This window comes from Actinomadura sp. 1N219, assembly GCF_044326405.1.
GTDB lineage: Bacteria > Actinomycetota > Actinomycetes > Streptosporangiales > Streptosporangiaceae > Spirillospora.
On the sequence record NZ_JBIRAY010000009.1, the window covers coordinates 142,063 to 157,007 of the forward strand.

The 14,945-nt window shown below is 72.7% G+C and carries 11 protein-coding genes; 5 read left to right on the plus strand and 6 right to left on the minus strand.

Annotated features, from left to right (window positions below; all coding sequences use genetic code 11):
- Positions 1-9: 9 nt before the first annotated feature.
- The 3 genes from ACH35V_RS26000 to ACH35V_RS26010 all read right to left on the minus strand — a co-directional run bounded on the left by ACH35V_RS26000 (position 10) and on the right by ACH35V_RS26010 (position 3,010).
- The gene (locus ACH35V_RS26000) at positions 10-543 is read right to left on the minus strand and encodes a DUF6113 family protein (protein WP_395975843.1); all 534 of its coding nucleotides are present in this window, start codon (positions 541-543) and stop codon (positions 10-12) included.
- A gap of 22 nt (positions 544-565) precedes the next feature.
- Positions 566-1,465: an N-acetyl-1-D-myo-inositol-2-amino-2-deoxy-alpha-D-glucopyranoside deacetylase gene (gene mshB, locus ACH35V_RS26005; protein WP_395975845.1), complete on the minus strand. Its 900-nt coding sequence runs from the start codon at positions 1,463-1,465 to the stop codon at positions 566-568.
- Positions 1,466-1,561: 96 nt separating this feature from the next.
- Positions 1,562-3,010 (minus strand): serine/threonine-protein kinase, encoded by a 1,449-nt coding sequence (locus ACH35V_RS26010; protein ID WP_395975847.1) that lies wholly within the window; start codon positions 3,008-3,010, stop codon positions 1,562-1,564.
- A gap of 230 nt (positions 3,011-3,240) precedes the next feature.
- Between ACH35V_RS26010 and ACH35V_RS26015 the strand changes: the two genes are divergently transcribed.
- On the plus strand, positions 3,241-5,334 hold the full coding sequence (locus ACH35V_RS26015) for a prolyl oligopeptidase family serine peptidase (protein WP_395975849.1): 2,094 nt from the start codon (positions 3,241-3,243) through the stop codon (positions 5,332-5,334).
- Between the two features lie 16 nt (positions 5,335-5,350).
- On the opposite strand, the gene ACH35V_RS26020 is transcribed toward ACH35V_RS26015, so the two are convergent.
- Entirely contained in the window at positions 5,351-7,081 is a 1,731-nt protein-coding gene (locus ACH35V_RS26020) for an ABC transporter ATP-binding protein (RefSeq protein ID WP_395975851.1), read from the minus strand.
- Positions 7,078-8,784: an ABC transporter transmembrane domain-containing protein gene (locus ACH35V_RS26025; protein WP_395975853.1), complete on the minus strand. Its 1,707-nt coding sequence runs from the start codon at positions 8,782-8,784 to the stop codon at positions 7,078-7,080. The genes ACH35V_RS26020 and ACH35V_RS26025 overlap by 4 nt, the downstream gene beginning before the upstream one ends.
- Before the next feature lie 302 nt (positions 8,785-9,086).
- On the opposite strand from ACH35V_RS26025, the gene ACH35V_RS26030 reads away from it, so the two are divergent.
- The 4 genes from ACH35V_RS26030 to ACH35V_RS26045 all read left to right on the plus strand — a co-directional run bounded on the left by ACH35V_RS26030 (position 9,087) and on the right by ACH35V_RS26045 (position 13,872).
- Positions 9,087-10,310, plus strand: a complete 1,224-nt coding sequence (locus tag ACH35V_RS26030) for a PP2C family protein-serine/threonine phosphatase (RefSeq protein WP_395975855.1) — start codon at positions 9,087-9,089, stop codon at positions 10,308-10,310.
- A gap of 177 nt (positions 10,311-10,487) precedes the next feature.
- On the plus strand, positions 10,488-11,177 hold the full coding sequence (locus tag ACH35V_RS26035; protein ID WP_395975857.1) for a succinate dehydrogenase cytochrome b subunit: 690 nt from the start codon (positions 10,488-10,490) through the stop codon (positions 11,175-11,177).
- Positions 11,178-11,179: 2 nt separating this feature from the next.
- On the plus strand, positions 11,180-13,117 hold the full coding sequence (locus tag ACH35V_RS26040; protein ID WP_395976290.1) for a fumarate reductase/succinate dehydrogenase flavoprotein subunit: 1,938 nt from the start codon (positions 11,180-11,182) through the stop codon (positions 13,115-13,117).
- Positions 13,118-13,119: 2 nt separating this feature from the next.
- Positions 13,120-13,872 (plus strand): succinate dehydrogenase/fumarate reductase iron-sulfur subunit, encoded by a 753-nt coding sequence (locus tag ACH35V_RS26045; protein ID WP_395975859.1) that lies wholly within the window; start codon positions 13,120-13,122, stop codon positions 13,870-13,872.
- A gap of 19 nt (positions 13,873-13,891) precedes the next feature.
- Here the strand turns inward: ACH35V_RS26045 and ACH35V_RS26050 are convergent, their stop codons facing one another.
- A complete protein-coding gene (locus ACH35V_RS26050; RefSeq protein ID WP_395975861.1) occupies positions 13,892-14,905 on the minus strand; it encodes a LysR family transcriptional regulator in 1,014 nt (337 codons plus the stop codon).
- Between the last annotated feature and the right edge of the window lie 40 nt (positions 14,906-14,945).

Below are 14,945 nucleotides of genomic sequence, written 5' to 3' on the forward strand. Positions count from 1 at the left end.
CGGGCGGGCCTACCGGCCGGTTCGGCCCGTCCGGCCGAGGAGCCACTGCCCGGACGGCCCGGCGGGACGGACGCGCAGCACGGCGAGCACGGCCGCGGCCAGCCCGCCGATGATGTAGACGTACCCGGCGTAGTTGGTCTTGTCGCTCAGCTCCGCGGGCATGACGAGATCGCCGCCGGGCCCCTCGTTCGACAGGACGAACACGACGACCAGCCAGGCGAGCACCATGATGACGGGGCCCGTCCGGCCGCCCATCCCCCAGCCCGCCAGCCGCACCACGGCGAACAGCCCGAGGGCGAGGACGATCGACGCGACCGGCACCCGGTCCACCGTCCAGTCCTGGACGAACGAGCCGACCAGCCCGTACACGGCGCCGAGCAGCCCGAGCACCGCGTAGGCGGCGCCGGACACGACCGCGTCGAGCGGGGCCTCGCCGTCCGGCCCGTCCGGGCCGGGCGGCATGGGGTGCCCCGGCGGGCCGCCGTGCGCGGGAAGGCCCTGCTTGGCGAGGCTCACCCGGGTCTCGTCGTCCTGTTCGTCCACGGACTCCAGGGTATCGAGGCGGTCAGCCGCGCGGGTCCGCCAGCCCCGCGAACAGGTCGCGCTCGCGGCGCCCGGCGCCGACCGGGCCCGGGTCGCCCGCCTGGAGGATGAAGTACTCGGTGCCGAACGCCTGCTGGCCCAGGTTGTTCGACAGCGCGAAGAACGGCCCGACCTGCTCGGGCGCCACGACGATCTGGGTGCGGTGGGCGCGCAGGGCGCCGAGCTTGGCGGGCAGGTGCGCGCGGGCGTCCACGACCGTGGTGACCTGCCCGTCGGGGACGCCGGACCCGAGCTCGTCCAGCCCGGCGACGCGCGCGAACGGCAGCTTCGCCTCCCGCATCACGGCGATCGCGCGGGCGAGGACGGTCCGCGGCGTGGCGTAGGCGTAGAACTTGGCGGCCCGCCACGGCTCGGCGCCGTCCTCGTGGGCGGGGTCGGCGGCCAGCTCGAACGCCCGCCACGCGACGCGGTGCGCCTGGATGTGGTCGGGGTGGCCGTAGTTGCCGCGCTCGTCATAGGTGACGATCACCTGCGGGCGGACGTCCCGGATCACGGCGACGAGGTCCGGCGCCGCGGCGTCGACGTCGGCGCGCCAGAAGCAGCGCGGGTCGTCGTTGGTGGGCGCGCCCATCATCCCGGAGTCGCGCCAGCGGCCAGGCCCGCCGAGGAAGCGGTGGTCGCGGACGCCGAGCGCCGCGCACGCCGCCGCGAGCTCACCGATCCGGTGCTCGCCGAGGCGGTCCTCCTTGTCGGAGGCCAGATGGCGCAGCTCCTCGGGGATGACCTCGCCCTCCTCGCCCAGCGTGCACGTGACGAGACAGACGTGGGCGCCCTCGGCGGCGTACTTGGCCATGGTCGCCCCGGTCCCGATGGACTCGTCGTCCGGATGGGCGTGGACGAACAGGATCCGCGGCTCCTTCATAGGAAACGAGCCTACTCAGGGGCCAGGGCACGGTGGTCGACCGCCCTGCCCGGGCGGGTCCCGCGGCCCCGGACCAGCGGCTCAGGGAACGGCGGCTCAGGGAACGGCGGGCGGCGGCTGCCCGGCGCCACCGCCACCGCCACCGCCGCCACCGCCACCGCCTCCGCCGTCGGTCGGCGTGGTGGTCGGCGTGGTCGGCGTGTCGTCGTCGGTCGGGGTGGTCGGCGGCGTGTCGTCGTCGGTCGGGGTGCTCGGCGGCGGCTCGGTGTCCGGCGGGGGCGTGTTCTCGCGCGTCCGGGTGCGGGTCGGCGTCGGCTCGTCCTCGTCCTCCGTCGTCGGGGCCTCCGAGACGGACCCGGAGTCGGTGACCGACGGCGAGACGGGCGAGGACGGGTCGTTGCTCCCGCGGGTCGCCGCGTACACGCCCACGACCAGCGCCAGGACGAGGATGGCGGCGACGGCCGCGACGATCGGCCACTTGGACTTGCGCTCCGGCTCCCACTCGTCGTACCGGGCGCGGCGGCCGCCGGGCGGCGGGCCGGCCCCGTACGGGGAGCGCGCGGGCGGCAGGTTCCCGGTGTACTCGGCCGGGGACACGCGACGCGTCGCCCCGCCCGGCGGCTGCGTCCGGCCCGCCGCCGCCATCCCGGCGCCGGCGATGCCGCCCGCCGCGAGCGTGGAGCCCTCCGCGAGCATCGTGTTGGCCTGGGCGGGGTCGTCCATGCGGGTCTGCCCGCCGCCGCCGGGGCCGCTGCCGATCAGCGCCATCATCAGCTGCTGCGCGGTCGGCCGCCGCTCGGGCTCCTTGACCAGGCACGCCCCGAGCATCCGGTGCAGGTCGGTGGGCACGCCGTCCAGCGACGGCGGCTCGTGCATCACCCGGTTGATCACCGCGACGACGGTGTCGTCGCCGAACGGCGGGCGCCCGGTCGCGGCGAACACGATCGTGGTGGCCCAGGCCCACACGTCCACGGCCTCGGTGAGGGTGGCGCCCGCCACCTGCTCGGGGGCCATGTAGGACGGGGTGCCGATCGCCTTGGTCGCGTTGGTCTGGTCGGTGTCGAAGGCCCGCGCGATGCCGAAGTCGATCACTCGCGGGCCGTCCGGCGCCATGATCACGTTGTGCGGCTTGAAGTCGCGGTGCACGATCCCGGCCTGGTGGATCGCGACCAGCGCGGTCGCGGTGCCGATCGCGAGCCGCTCCAGCGTCGCCCCGGAGATCGGGCCGCTGTCGGTGACCTGCTTGAACAGGGAGGGGCCCGGCACGTACTCGCTGGCGATGTACGGCTGGTCGCCCGCGACGTCGGCCTCCAGGACCTGCGCGGTGCAGAACCGCGCGACCTGCTTTGCGGCCTGCGCCTCCCGGACGAACCGGTTGCGGGCCATCGCGTCGGCGGCCAGGTCGGCGCGCAGCAGCTTGATGGCGGCCTTGTTCCCGGAGGCGTCGAGACCGGCGTAGACGACGCCCTGGCCGCCCTCGCCGAGCCGTTCGACGATCTCGTACGAGCCCAGCCGCCGGGGATCTCCCGGCTGCAGCTCCGGCATGGACCACTCCTCAGAGCGCGACGACAAATGTGCTTGGGGAAGCCTTGAGCTTACGCGAGCCCGGTACCGGGCACGTGACATTCCCGGCTCACCAGGCGACGACCCGTGATCATAGGGGCATGGGGCCGCCGCGCGCCGCACTTCCCCCCGCCCGATTTCACCCGTCCCCCGCCCGATTCCGCCCGGCCGCCCTGCGGCGGGCCGATCCGCGGCTGGCAGACTCGGATTCCATGAGCATCAGCTATCCGCGGCAGAGCGCCCGCACGCGAAGGTTCAGCCTCGGCGTCCCGCGCGCCTTCCAGATCGCACCGGACGAGTCCCGGGTCGCGTTCCTGCGCACCAGGGCCGGCGACGACCCGGTGACCTGCCTGTGGACGCTGGACACCGGCACCGGCGAGGAGCGGTGCGTCGCGGACCCGGCGGCGCTCGACGTCCCCGGCGAGGAGAACCTGCCGGCCGAGGAGCGGGCCCGGCGCGAGCGGGCCCGCGAGCAGGCGGGCGGCATCGTCGGCTACGCCACCGACCGGGCCATGCGGCAGGCGGCCTTCACCCTGGGCGGACGCCTCTACGTCGCCGATCTCGACACGGCGATCGTGCGCGAGCTGCCCGCGCAGGAGCCCGTCTTCGACCCGCGTCCCGACCCCGCCGGGCGCCGGATCGCCTACGTGTCCGGCCGGACGCTGCGCCTCATCGAGATGGACGGCACGGACGACCGCGCGCTCGTCCAGCCGGAGTCCGAGCAGGTCTCCTACGGCCTCGCGGAGTTCGTCGCGGCGGAGGAGATGGACCGGATGCGGGGCCACTGGTGGTCCCCGGACGGCGCGACGCTGCTGGCCGCCCGCGTCGACGAGACGCCCGTGCTGCGCTGGCACATCGCCGACGCCGCGAACCCGGAGGCGCCGCCCGCCGAGATCGCCTACCCGGCCGCGGGCACCCCGAACGCGCTGGTGTCGCTGGTGCTGTTCAAGATCGACGCCGGGCGTCCCGACGCCAGGGCGGCGGTGGCGTGGGACCGCGGCATGTTCCCCTACGTCGTCACGGCCGCGTGGGACCGGCACGGGCTGCTGATCGTCGTCCAGCCGCGCGACCAGCGGTCCCAGCGGGTGCTGAGCGTCGACCCGGCGTCGGGCGAGACGACCCTCCTGCACACCGAGTCGGACGCGGCGTGGACCGACATCGTCGCCGGGCTGCCCGTCCGGACCGGCGACGGCGACCTCGTCTGGGTCACCGAGGACCGCGCGACCGGCACCCGGCGGATCACCGTCGCCGGGGAGCCCGTCACGCCCGGCGGCCTGCAGGTCCGGTCGGTCCTGGGCGTGGACGGACGGTCCATCCTGTTCACCGCGTCGGAAGAGCCCACCGAGGTCCACCTGTACACGTGGAACGACGGCGAGGTGGCCCGGCACACCGAGGGGCAGGGCGTCTTCAGCGGGACGGCCTCCGGCGAGATCACGGTGGTCGCGGGCGCGCGGCTGGACCGTCCCGGGACGGAGGTCGAGGTGCGGACGCCGTCCGGCACCCACCCGGTCGTGTCGCTCGCCGAGACGCCGGTGATCACGCCCCGGGTGGAGCTGCTGCGCTCGGGCGACCGCGAGATCCGGACCGCGGTCCTGCTGCCCACGGGGTGGAAGTCCGGCGACGGGCGGCTGCCCGTCCTCATGGACCCCTACGGCGGGCCGCACGCGCAGCGCGTCCTCGCCGTCCAGCGCATGTACTGCGAGGCGCAGTGGCTCGCCGACCAGGGCTTCGCCGTCGTGATCGCCGACGGCCGCGGCACCCCCGGGCGCGGCCCGGAGTGGGACCGCGCCGTCCACGGCGACTTCACCGGGCCCGTCCTGGACGACCAGATCACCGCGCTGATCGAGGCGGCGCGCCGCAATCCCGCCGCGCTCGACCTCGACCGCGTCGGGGTCCGCGGCTGGTCGTTCGGCGGCTGGCTCGCGGCCCTCGCCGTGCTCCGCCGCCCGGACGTGTTCCACGCCGGCGTCGCGGGCGCGCCGGTCACCGACTGGCGCCTGTACGACACCCACTACACCGAGCGCTACCTGGGCCATCCCGACGAGGAGCCGGAGAACTACGCCGCGAACTCCCTCATCGAGTCGGCCGCCGAGCTGAAGCGCCCGCTCATGATCATCCATGGGCTGGCGGACGACAACGTCGTCGCGGCCCACACGCTGCGCCTGTCGTCGGCGCTGCTCGCGGCGGGACGCCCGCACACCGTCCTGCCCCTCTCGGGCGTCACCCACATGACGCCGCAGGAAGTCGTCGCGGAGAACCTGATGCACCTCCAGGTCGATTTCCTCAAATCCGCCCTGGCGAGGTAGGCCGCCCGCGCCGCGCTCAGGCTCCGTGCCAGGAAAGCCAGAGCGCGGCGTAGGAGCCGTTCGCGGCGATGAGCTCGTCGTGGGTGCCGAGTTCGGTGATGCGGCCGTCCTCCACGACGGCGACGCGGTCGGCGTCGTGGGCGGTGTGGAGGCGGTGCGCGATCGCCACGACGGTCCGCCCGTCGAGGACGGCGGCGAGCGAGCGCTCCAGGCGGCGGGCCGCGCGCGGGTCGAGCAGCGAGGTCGCCTCGTCCAGGACGAGCGTGTGCGGGTCCGCCAGGACGAGCCGCGCCAGCGCGAGCTGCTGCGACTGCGCGGGCGACAGCGTCTCGCCGCCGGAGCCGACGACGGTGCCGAGTTCGGGCCCGTCCCAGTCGACCGCGGCGAGGACCCGCTCGATGTCGGCGTCGGACGCGCCAGGACGCGCCATCACGAGGTTCTCGCGGACCGTCCCGCGGAACACGTGATGCTCCTGCGTGACCAGGGAGACGTGGCCGCGCAGATCGTCCAGCGGCAGCTCGACCAGCGGCACGCCGCCGCCGTTCTCACCGATGGTGACCGCGCCCGAGCGCGGGCCGTCCACCCCGGCGAGGAGGCGGCCGAGCGTCGACTTGCCCGCGCCGCTCGGGCCGACCATCGCGAGCCGTTCACCGGGTCTCAGGTCGAGATCGACGCCGTGCAGGACGTCCTGCCCAGGACGGTAGGCGTAGCGGACGTCGCGGGCGGTGAGCCGCTCCCCCTCCGGGCTGCGGCCGTTCGGCGTCCGGTCCGGCGGGACGTTCCCGACCCCGAGCAGCCGGGCCAGGGACGCGCCGCCGAGCTGCAGCTCGTCCAGCCAGGACAGGAGCGTGTCCACCGGCTGGATGAGCTGCTGCGCGTACAGGGTCGCGGCGGTGACCTGCGCGAGCGACGCCATGTCGTGGATGTAGAGGAAGCCGCCGACCACCAGGGTGGTCACGACGGGCAGCACGAAGCCGAACTCGGCGACCGGGAACAGCACCATGCGCAGCCGCAGCGTGTACCGCTCGGCCCGGTACGAGCGGGCGATGTCGGCGTCGCCGCGGGCGTGGCGGCGGCCGGCGAGGCCGAGCGCCTCGACCGTCCGGGCGCCCTGGACGGTCTCGGTCAGCCCGTCCGCGATCTGCGACCACGACTCGTTCTCCCGCAGGTAGCCGCCGTGCGCCCGGGGCAGGTACCAGCGCATCACCGCCCACAGCATCGGCACGGCGACCAGCGCGGGCAGCGCGACGAGCGGGCCGTTCAGCAGCAGCGCGCCGACCGTGAACCCGCCGACGACGACGGCGACGAGCGTCTCCGGCATCGCGTACCGGACGGACGTGCCGAGCGTGTCCACGTCCCGGGACGCGCGCGTGACCAGGTCGCCGGTGCCTGCCCTCTCGACCCGCGACAGCGGCAGCGCCAGGACGCGGTCGACGAACTCCTCGCGCAGCTCCGCCAGCACGCGCTCGCCCAGCTTCGCGGACGCGAGGTAGGCGAACCTGGTCAGCACGGCCTGCACGATCACGAAGGCGGCGATGGCCAGGCCGGTCGTGTCGACGTCGGCGCGGCCGTCGCGGACGTCCTCGACGAGCGCGCCGAGCAGGCGCGGCGTCACCAGGCCCGTCACGGCGGCGAGCGCGTGCAGGGCCAGCACGGCGGCCAGGTCGCGCGGATGCCGCACGACGAGCCGACGCGCGTACGCGCGCACCTGCGCGGGCGTCGCGACAGGCAGTGTCTCCGCACTCACCGTCCCGCCCTTTCCGCTGGTTCCGTTGCTTCTCCTCTGGTGACGGTGGCCGCGTAGCGCGGCTCTGTCTCCAGCAGGTCGCGGTGCGTTCCTTCTGCGACGATCTGGCCGTCCTGGACGAAGGCCACGTGGTCGGCCCTGTCCAGCATCAGTGGGCTCGTCGTGCACACCACGGTGGTGCGTCCCGCACGCGCTGGACGGATCCTGTCGGCGATACGCGCCTCGGTATGCGCGTCTACGGCGCTGGTGGGCTCCACTAGGACGAGGACGTCCGGGTCAGCGGCGAGGGCCCGTGCGAGGCGAAGGCGCTGCTGCTGGCCGCCGGAGAACTCCCGTCCGGCCTCCGCGACATAGGCGTCCAGTCCGGAGGACGCGACGATGTCTTCCGCGCATGCGGAATGGATCGCGGCGCGCAGCGTGGCCTCGTCTTTGTCGGGCGCCAGCGACTCGGCCAGAGGCCCGGCGAAGAGGCGGTCCTCGTTCACCGCGACCAGGATCCGCTTCCTGACGTCCGCCACCGCGTGCAGCGGGACGCCGCCGAAGTCGACCTCGCCGGGCGCGTACCGGCCGAGCCGGTCGGCGATCGCCTGCGCGTCGCGCGGGTCGGACGCCGCGATCGCGGTGACCCGTCCCGGCCGCACCACCAGCCCGGACGCGATGTCGACCAGGTCGCCGCCCGCCGCCGGACGGGCGGTCCCCGCGTCCGGCAGCTCGGGGTCGATGTCCAGCAGCGCGGTGACCCGCCCAGCCGCCACCAGCCCCTTGGTGATCTTGCCGGCGGCCTCGCCGAGGGTCTTCAGCGGGACGATCAGGAAGACGGCGTAGCCGTAGAACGCGACCAGCTCGCCGACGCCGATCGTCCCGTTCACCGCGAACCGGGCGCCGACCCACGTCACCAGCGCGATCAGCAGGCCGGGGAGCAGCACCTCCGCGCCGCTCAGCCGCGTCTCGGCCCGCGCGGCGGCCACCCCCGCCGTCCGCACCCGCTGCGACTCGGCGCGGTAGCGGCGGGAGAACAGCGGCTCACCGCCGATGCCGCGCAGCACCCGCAGGCCCGCGACCAGGTCGGTGGCGTGCGTGCTCAGCTCGCCGACGAGCTCCCGGTGCGCCAGCTCCCGGTCCCGGTAGGGGCGCAGCAGCGGCGCCGCGATCGCGAGGATCAGCGGGACGCCCACCAGCACGATCAGCCCCAGCGGCGGCGACGTCGACAGCAGGATGCCCGCCACCGCGACGATCGCGACGACGGCGCCCGACCCGCGGGAGACGATGTCGAGGGTGTCGCCGATGTGCGAGACGTCCGACAGGCCGATGCTGACCACCTCGCCCGCGCTCAGCCGCTTCGGCAGCGTCCCGCCGAGGCGGGTGGACTGGCGGGTGACGAGCTGGGCCGTCCGGTACGCGGCCGACAGCCAGTTGAACACCGCGAACCGGTGCCGGAACGCGCCGGTCACCGCCGCCGTGACGCCGAGGCCGAGCAGGACGCCGCCCCACGCCAGCAGGGCGCGCTCGTCCCGCGCCACGACGCCGTCGCCGATGGCGCGGCCGATCGCGGCGGGCATGAGGGCCTGGCTGAGCATCCACACGACGCCGAGAAGCGCGCCTGCGGCGCAGCTGCGCCATTGGACGCGCAGCAGCCACAGCAGGTAGCGCGCTGGGGATCTGTGGTCGGGGCTGCCAGGATCTTTTTCCGGCAACGGCTTCACGGACGAAGGTTATGCAGCCGATCGCCCTGAGTTCGACTGGTTTTTCATCAGGGCGGGATCGGTTCCGGACGGTCCGTAAACGGCCCTGCGGAGGAGCCCCTAGGGTGCGCCGGGACGTCGGGACACGCTAAGGTCGGGATCGACGGAGCGCCCCCTCCCTCCGCTCCATGAGCCGGGAACCCGGCGGCTAGGCCAATGCCGCTCCCCCGGCGCGCCCGTACCGCTCCCCCTGCGGCCGCAGGAATAGAGCGGAACGCGCAAGCCGTTGCCAGTGCCGTCGCAAGCCCGACTTCGGAAGCATTGTGAGCACCTTCAGTCATCAGACGCATCCCTTCACGCCCGGGGCCGAGGACAGGATCGACCTGCTCCTCATCGACGACGACCCCTCCGACGTCCTCCTGGTCGAGAAGATGCTCGCCGAGAGCGGCCTGGACGTCGGGATCGCGGTCGCCGGCGACCTCGCCGCCGCGCGGCGGGCGCTGACGCGGCGCACCCAGTGCATCCTCGTCGACCTGTCCACGCCCGGTATCGACCGGCTGGAGGGGCTGCGGCAGGTGCTCGCGCTGTCCGGGGCGGCCGCCGTGGTCGTCCTCACCGGGCTGGACGACGCGCACCTCGGCGTGCAGGCCGTCGCCGCCGGAGCCGAGGACTACCTGGTGAAACAGGAGGTCGACGCGCCGCTGCTGGCCCGCGCCGTCCGCTACGCCATCGAGCGCAAGCGGTCGGAGGAGACCGAGCGGCGGCTGGTGGAGGCCCGCATCCTCGGCCGCGAGAACGCCCGGCTGGAGCGCGGGCTGCTGCCCGTCCCGCTGATCGACGACCCGTCGCTGCGGCACCACACCCGCTACCGGCCGGGCCGGCGGCGGGCGCTGCTCGGCGGCGACTTCTACGACACGGTGCAGACCGAGGGCGGCGCCGTCCACCTGATGATCGGGGACGTCGCGGGCCATGGCCCGGACGAGGCGGCCCTCGGCGTCCAGCTCCGGATGGCGTGGCGGACGCTCGTCCTCGCCGGGCACACCGGCGAGCAGCTCCTCGGCACCCTCGACACCGTCCTCGGCCACGAGCGGCGCAACGAGGAGATCTTCACCACACTCTGCATGATCACGATCGCGCCGTCCCGGCGGACCGCCCGGATGCACCTCGCCGGGCATCCCGCGCCGCTGCTCTTTCGCGAGACGCCCGGCCCAGGGAGGGCTGGCGGTTTCGAGGTCACGGCGCTGCCGGAGTACGCGCACGGGCCCGCGCTCGGGCTGGTGCCCGGCGCGGAGTGGCCGACGACCGAGATCGACCTCGGCGAGTCCTGGAGCCTGCTGCTCTACACCGACGGCCTGATCGAGGGACGGGTCGGCGCGGGCTCCGAGCGGCTCGGCACCGACGGCCTGGTCGAGCTGGCGCGCGCGGCGCGCGGCAAGGGCATCGCCGGACGGTCGCTCATCGACGAGCTCGTCGGCGAAGTGGAACGTCTCAACGGCGGCGCGCTGACCGACGACCTGGCCGTTCTCCTCCTGTCCCGCCAGGTCTGAGCTGTTCTCTGGATCACTCCGGGACGGGTTCCCGGACGCCCTGTGAAGTCACTCACCTGCCCGTTCGTCGCAAAAGACGCTTAGTGCCCGTTCTGCTCGCGTCATAGCCTGCGGCTATGGAAACGAGTTCCCTGATGACTTGGAACTCTCGCCCCAGGCGGACGTAGCGTCCGCGATGTGGCTATAGCGATACCCGCGATCTACCGGTCGACCGTCGGCAAGAAGGCCGTCATGGCGGTGACCGGCGGCATCCTCGTGCTGTACCTGATCGCGCACATGGTCGGGAACCTGAAGATCTTCTTCGGCGCGGAGGACTTCAACCACTACGCGCACTGGCTGCGCACGATCGGCGAGCCCGCGGTGCCGCGCCGGACCGTCCTGACGCTGATCGAGGTCGTGCTCGGGGTGTCGGTCGTCCTGCACATGTGGTCGGCGGTGTCGCTGGCCCGGCGCGCGTCCACCGCGCGCCCGGTGAAGTACCGGTCGAAGAAGAAGTCGCACGCGCAGGGCTACGCCGTCCGCACGATGCGGTACGGCGGCGTCATCATCGCCGTGTACGTCGTCTGGCACCTGCTCGACCTGACGTTCTTCGTCGTGAACCCCAAGGGCTCCGACGCCACGCCCTACGAGCGGATGGTCGCCGACTTCGACCCGTCCCGCTGGTACATCACCGTCTGGTACGTCCTCGCGGTGGCGCTCGTCGGCCTGCACCTCCACCACGGCATCTGGAGCGCGTTCCAGACCCTCGGGCTGCGGACGCCGCGCCGCGAGCGCGCCCTGCGGGGCCTCGCCGCGACCGTCGCCGGGCTGGTCGCGCTCGGCTTCGCCGCCGTCCCCCTGTCCATCACATTCGGGTGGGTGAGCTGATCATGATCGACGCGTTCTACCAGTCCGGCGAGCCGATCGCCGACGGCAAGGCCCCGGCCGGGCCGATCGAGGACCGCTGGACGACCCGCAAGTTCGAGGCCAGGCAGGTCAACCCGGCCAACAAGCGCAAGAAGAAGATCATCATCATCGGCACGGGCCTGGCGGGCGGGTCGGCCGGGGCGACGCTCGGCGAGGCCGGCTACCACGTCCAGCAGTTCTGCTTCCAGGACTCCCCGCGCCGCGCCCACTCGATCGCCGCGCAGGGCGGCATCAACGCCGCCAAGAACTACCGCAACGACGGCGACAGCGTGTACCGGCTGTTCTACGAGACGGTCAAGGGCGGCGACTTCCGGTCCCGCGAGTCGAACGTGCACCGGCTCGCCGACATCTCCCGGACCATCATCGACCAGTGCGTCGCGCAGGGCGTCCCGTTCGCCCGCGAGTACGGCGGCCTGCTCGACAACCGCTCCTTCGGCGGGACGCAGGTGTCCCGCACCTTCTACGCGCGCGGGCAGACGGGCCAGCAACTGCTGCTCGGCGCGTACCAGGCGCTGATGCGGCAGGTGGACGCGGGCAACGTGGAGCTGTACCCGCGCCACGAGATGCTCGACCTCATCATGGAGGACGGACGGGCGCGCGGGGTCGTCGTCCGGAACCTCATCAACGGCGAGATCAAGCACTACACGGCGGACGCGGTCGTACTGGCGTCCGGCGGCTACGGCAACGTGTACTTCCTTTCGACGAACGCGATGGGCTCGAACGTCACCGCGTCCTGGCGCGCTCATAGGCACGGAGCGCTCTTCGCCAACCCGTGCTACACGCAGATCCACCCGACGTGTATTCCGGTCAGCGGCGACCACCAGTCCAAGCTGACGCTCATGTCGGAGTCGCTGCGCAACGACGGACGTGTCTGGGTGCCGAAGAAGCACGGCGACACCCGCCAGCCCTACGACATTCCCGAGGACGAGCGCGACTACTACCTGGAGCGCATCTACCCGTCGTTCGGCAATCTCGTCCCGCGCGACATCGCGTCCCGCGCCGCGAAGAACGTGTGCGACGAGGGACGCGGCGTCGGCCCCGGCGGGCTCGGCGTCTACCTCGACTTCGCCGACGCAATCGAGCGGCTCGGCCGGGACAAGGTCGAGGCCAAATACGGCAACCTCTTCGAGATGTACGAGCGCATCACCGGCGAGAACCCGTACGACACGCCAATGCGCATCTACCCGGCCGTCCACTACACGATGGGCGGCCTGTGGGTGGACTACGACCTGGAGTCGACCATCCCGGGTTTGTTCGTCATCGGTGAGGCGAATTTCTCCGACCACGGCGCGAACCGTCTCGGCGCGTCCGCGCTGATGCAGGGCCTGGCGGACGGCTATTTCGTCCTGCCGAACACCATCGGCGACTACATCGCCCGCAACCCCCTCCCGCCCGTCGCCGACGCCGCCGTCACCGAAGCGGAAGAACGGGTACGGACGCGCATCGACAAGCTCCTGTCGGTCGACGGCGACCGTTCCGTCGACTCCTTCCACCGCGAACTCGGCCACATCATGTGGGAGTACTGCGGAATGGAGCGCACCGAGGAAGGGCTGCGCAAGGCGCTCGACCTCATCCCGGCGCTGCGCGCCGAATTCTGGGAACGCGTCAAGGTCACCGGCAAGGGCGAAGAGCTGAACCAGCAGCTGGAGAAGGCGGGACGCGTCGCCGACTTCTTCGAGCTGGCCGAGCTGATGGTCGTCGACGCGCTGCACCGCACCGAGTCCTGCGGCGGCCATTTCCGCGCCGAGAGCCAGGACGAGGACGGCGAGGCCAAACGCGACGACGACAACTTCAGCTACGTCGCCGCCTGGGAATGGGCCGGGGAAGGCGGACGGCCCGTCCTCCACAAAGAGTCCCTCAACTTCGACTACGTCAAGCCGACTCAGAGGTCGTACAAGTAACCATGAAGCTCACACTGCGCGTCTGGCGCCAGCGCGGCCCGGAGGACAAGGGCGGGATGGTCGAGTACAAGCTCGACGACATCTCCCCCGACGCGTCGTTCCTGGAAATGCTGGACGTCCTCAACGAGAAGCTCATCGCGTCCGGCGAGGAGCCCGTCGCGTTCGACCACGACTGCCGCGAGGGCATCTGCGGCATGTGCTCGCTCGTCATCAACGGCACCCCGCACGGCCCGGAGCGCAAGACCACGACCTGCCAGCTCCACATGCGCAAGTTCAGGGACGGCGAGGTCATCGACGTCGAGCCATGGCGCGCGGCGGCGTTCCCCGTGGTGAAGGACCTGGTCGTCGACCGGTCGGCGTTCGACCGGATCATCCAGTCGGGCGGCTTCATCACCGCCCCGACCGGGACCGCGCCGGAGGCGCACGCGACGCCCGTCCCGAAGCCCGACGCCGACCGGGCCTTCGAGGCCGCCGAATGCATCGGCTGCGGCGCCTGCGTCGCGGCCTGCCCCAACGGGTCCGCCGCTCTGTTCCTCGGCGCCAAGGTCACCCACCTGGGCCTGATGCCGCAGGGGCAGCCGGAACGCTGGGACCGCGTCGTGTCCATGCTGGACACGCACGACGAGGAGGGCTTCGGCGGCTGCACCAACACGGGCGAATGCACCGCCGCCTGTCCGAAGGGCATCCCGCTGGACGTCATCGGCCGCCTCAACCACGACTACCTGAAGGCGACCGCGGGCGGCAAGAAGCGCTGACCCCGCCGCTCGTCGGCGGCTAGCCGTCGACGAGGGTCTCGACCCCTGCGGGCAGGCTCCCGGCAAGGCCGGCCTCTACCAGGAACGTCTGCAGGGTGTCCTGGAAGGCGCGTGCCGCGTGGGTCAGTTCGACGTCCTTGCGGTGGGCGAGTGCGATCGTCCGGAGAAGGCCGGGGCCGTGATGTCCGCGGCGCGCCTCCTCGTCGGGCAGGACGAGGGGCGTCCCGCGCAGCCCGGGCCGTCCGGACAGGACCATGCTCGGGACGACCGCGATCCCGAGCCCGACCTCCACGAACCGCAGGACGGCGTCCATCTCGCCGCCCTCCACCGCGAACCTGGGTTCGAACCCCGCCTCGCGGCACGCGCTGATGGTCGCCTCACGCAGGTCGTAGCCCGGACGGAACATCACCAGCGGCCGGTTCCGGAGATCCTCGATCCGCAGATACGAACGGCGCGGAAGCGTCGCCGCCTTGAGCGACCGCTCCGGGACGCCGTCCTCGGCATCGGACGGACGACCGGCCGGAGAAGCCACGACGAGGTATTCACGCAGGATCGGCGTCGTGTCCAGGGGCGGGTCACCGTGCAGCGGAAGGATGACCAGGGCCATGTCGAGCGACCCCCGCGTCAGCTCCCGGACGAGGTCCCGCGAGCCTCCCTCTTCGACGATGAGCTGAATCCCTGGGTAGGTGTCGTGGAAGCGGCGCAGAACGTCCGCCAGCAGGCCCGCGCAGAGGGACGGTGTAGCGCCCAGCCGTACCCGCCCACGCCTGAGACCCGCCAGCTCCTGCACTTCCAGACGGGCGGTGTCGACATCGGCCAGGATGCGCTTGGCCAGTGGCAGCAGTGCCTCACCGGCGGGCGTCAGAGTGATGTTTCCCCTGGCGCGGCTGAACAGGGAGACGTTCAGCTCCGTCTCCAGCGCACGGATCTGCTTGGACAGCGAAGGCTGCGCCACCCGCAGGATCTCGGCGGCCTGCGTGAAGTGGCGTACCTCCGCGACCGCGACGAAGTAGGCGAGCTGCTGCAACTGCATCCAGCACAGATTACGTGCCGCCCCTCCGGCCGCCCGCAGC

Coding starts and splice junctions, on each gene's coding strand:
- ACH35V_RS26040 (WP_395976290.1), top strand. CDS start 11,180: ATGATCGACGCGTTCTACCAGTCCGGCGAGCCGATCGCCGACGGCAAG.
- ACH35V_RS26045 (WP_395975859.1), top strand. CDS start 13,120: ATGAAGCTCACACTGCGCGTCTGGCGCCAGCGCGGCCCGGAGGACAAG.
- ACH35V_RS26050 (WP_395975861.1), bottom strand. CDS start 14,905: ATGCAGTTGCAGCAGCTCGCCTACTTCGTCGCGGTCGCGGAGGTACGC.
- ACH35V_RS26015 (WP_395975849.1), top strand. CDS start 3,241: ATGAGCATCAGCTATCCGCGGCAGAGCGCCCGCACGCGAAGGTTCAGC.
- ACH35V_RS26010 (WP_395975847.1), bottom strand. CDS start 3,010: ATGCCGGAGCTGCAGCCGGGAGATCCCCGGCGGCTGGGCTCGTACGAG.
- mshB (WP_395975845.1), bottom strand. CDS start 1,465: ATGAAGGAGCCGCGGATCCTGTTCGTCCACGCCCATCCGGACGACGAG.